The 2389-nt window shown below is 35.9% G+C and carries 1 protein-coding gene; it reads right to left on the bottom strand.

Features of this window, described 5'->3' with window-relative positions:
* A partial coding sequence (locus AC1WHX_RS11900) for a hybrid sensor histidine kinase/response regulator transcription factor (RefSeq protein ID WP_481229447.1) occupies positions 1-2389 on the bottom strand: 2389 nt, incomplete at both ends.

The following is a 2389-nucleotide window of genomic DNA, read 5'->3' as shown; positions in this document are numbered from 1 at the left end:
TATTTCATACGATTCTCCTCTCTAAATTGTTTGGGAGTCATTCCTTTCATTTGTTTGAATGTTGAACTAAAATATCGGGGATAAGTAAAACCCACTTCACTGCTTATTTCATTTATGTTTAAATTTGTATTGGTAAGCAGTGAGATCGCTTTTTCGATACGTAATCTGTTTATATAGTCATTGACTCCCAAACCCGTTATAATTTTTATCTTGTTGTATAAAGAAGAACGGCTAATTGTCATGAGATCTGCCAATTGCTGGACGGAGAATTCCTCGTCAGATAGGTTTTCATGTATAATTATATTTATTTTTGTCATGAAATCCTCATCTGCTTTACTGTTTGTTAAAGTCTGGAGAGAAGTCGACTGGTTGATAGAGATGTATTGATTGTGTATTTTCTCTCTATTTTTTAAAATATTTCCGATGACGATCTTTAGAGAGTCTAGATCAAATGGTTTGGGGATGTAAGCATCAGCTCCGGATTTATATCCGGTTGTTATCCCTGTCTGGTCATAACGTGCTGTTAACAGTATTACAGGGATATGGCTTATCTGGATGTTGTTTTTTATCTGACGGCATAATTCAAAACCATCCATTTGCGGCATCATCACGTCACTAATAATAATAGAAGGCTGTTTCTTCTGACAGATTTCTAAGGCAGAGACTGCATTGTCTGCCGCATAAACTTTCTTAAAGAACTCAGTTAAAGAACTTATGAGATATTCCCTTAACTCCTTTTCGTCCTCTACAATAAGCACAGTCTTTCCGGTACAATCGAAATGTGTATCTTGGATGCTGGAAGGGAGAGGAGAGTCTTTTTGCTGTAAATAGGCGGATTCTTCTTTTTTATTTGTATTGAGCAATGGCAGCTCCAAATAGAATGTAGCTCCTTTGTTTGTATTATTATAGGCCCTTATAAGCCCCCCGTGCATTTCCATTATTGTTTTGGCATAATATAATCCGAATCCACTTCCTCTCTCTTTGTGATTACCTTTGTGGAATTTAGTGAAGAGATTTGCCATATCCGAATCTTCTATACCGCTTCCTTCGTCTATAACAGATATTCTGACTGTGTTTTCAAGACGTTGCGTGCTTACTGTTATATTGCTGTTTGCCTTACTGAATTTTAGTGCATTCATCAGTAAGTTTGATAGTACTGTTTGACACTTTTGTTTGTCAAACCATACCTCCTCTATGTTGGGATCTATTTGTAATTGTATGCATATCTCTTTTTCTTTTGCCTCATTCATATAGTCTTTGATAACCTCGGTTACCCATTCGTTCAATTGAGTTTTTTGTATTTTCAATTTATTATAGTCTGCCTCCAAACTGCTCCAGTCCAACACCATATCTACTATTTCCCTCATATGTTGTGCTTGGTTGAATAGTAGTTGTAATTGTGGTATCAGATGCTGAGGTAATCCTTGCATCTCACTTTTGTCCATGAGACGTTTTAGTGGGGCATAAATCAATGTTAAGGGAGTACGTAATTCGTGATTTATGTGAATGAGGAAATCTATCCTCTTTTCATTCAGATATTGTCTGTATTCTTTTAGTCTCTTTTGTATTCTTGCTTCCTTTTTTATATTAAAAATGAATATTCCTGCAATACCCCCTCCTATAAGGCTAATACAACATAATATTATAAACCAGTCTGTTTTATACCATGGTGGGGTAATATGGACATTTGTGAGAAGGATAGGAGTGGTATAATTTCCGTCTTTTGTCATACATGCTACTTCGATGCGGTATTTACCGGTAGATAGGTTGGAAAGATCCAATATCGGATTATATGATTCGATTATCTTATTAACATTTCCTTTTATGATATATCGGAATGGAACTCGTTGGAAAATATCTTTATTTTTAATATATACCCGTAGGGCGAGTGCATTATGTTCCCATGGAACTTTTATATTTTGGGTGTCTATACCGGATGTATACGGTTGCCCGTTAAGTTCTATGCTGTAAAGTGCTATTTCCGGATCTGGTTCATTAGGCTCTGGGATGTCTGTGTTTATTCGGACCAGTCCTTCTATGCCACCAAAGTAAAGATATCGGCTGTTTTTTTCAGCCCGTTGTTGATAAGTAAATATTATTTCATTGGGATAAAATCCGTCGCTTCTGTTCCATTGAATAAATCTGTTTTCTTTTATGCAGTAAGAAAATAGTTGGTTTTGTGCACAGATCCATATCCTTTCTGAAGAAGGCTCATAACGGAGGGCGGTAATATCATTGAATAACTGTGACCTGATTTTAAAATATCTTTTCTCTTTTATATCATAATATCCCATTCCTGTTGTTGTTCCTACCCATATCTTATTTATTCCGTCGTAATCAATCGCACTGATAACTTCTTTCTCGTCCAATTGAAAAAGAAGATCAATGC

It is taken from the genome of Coprobacter sp. (genome assembly GCF_982436375.1).
This window is presented reverse-complemented; position numbering and strand designations above follow the sequence as displayed.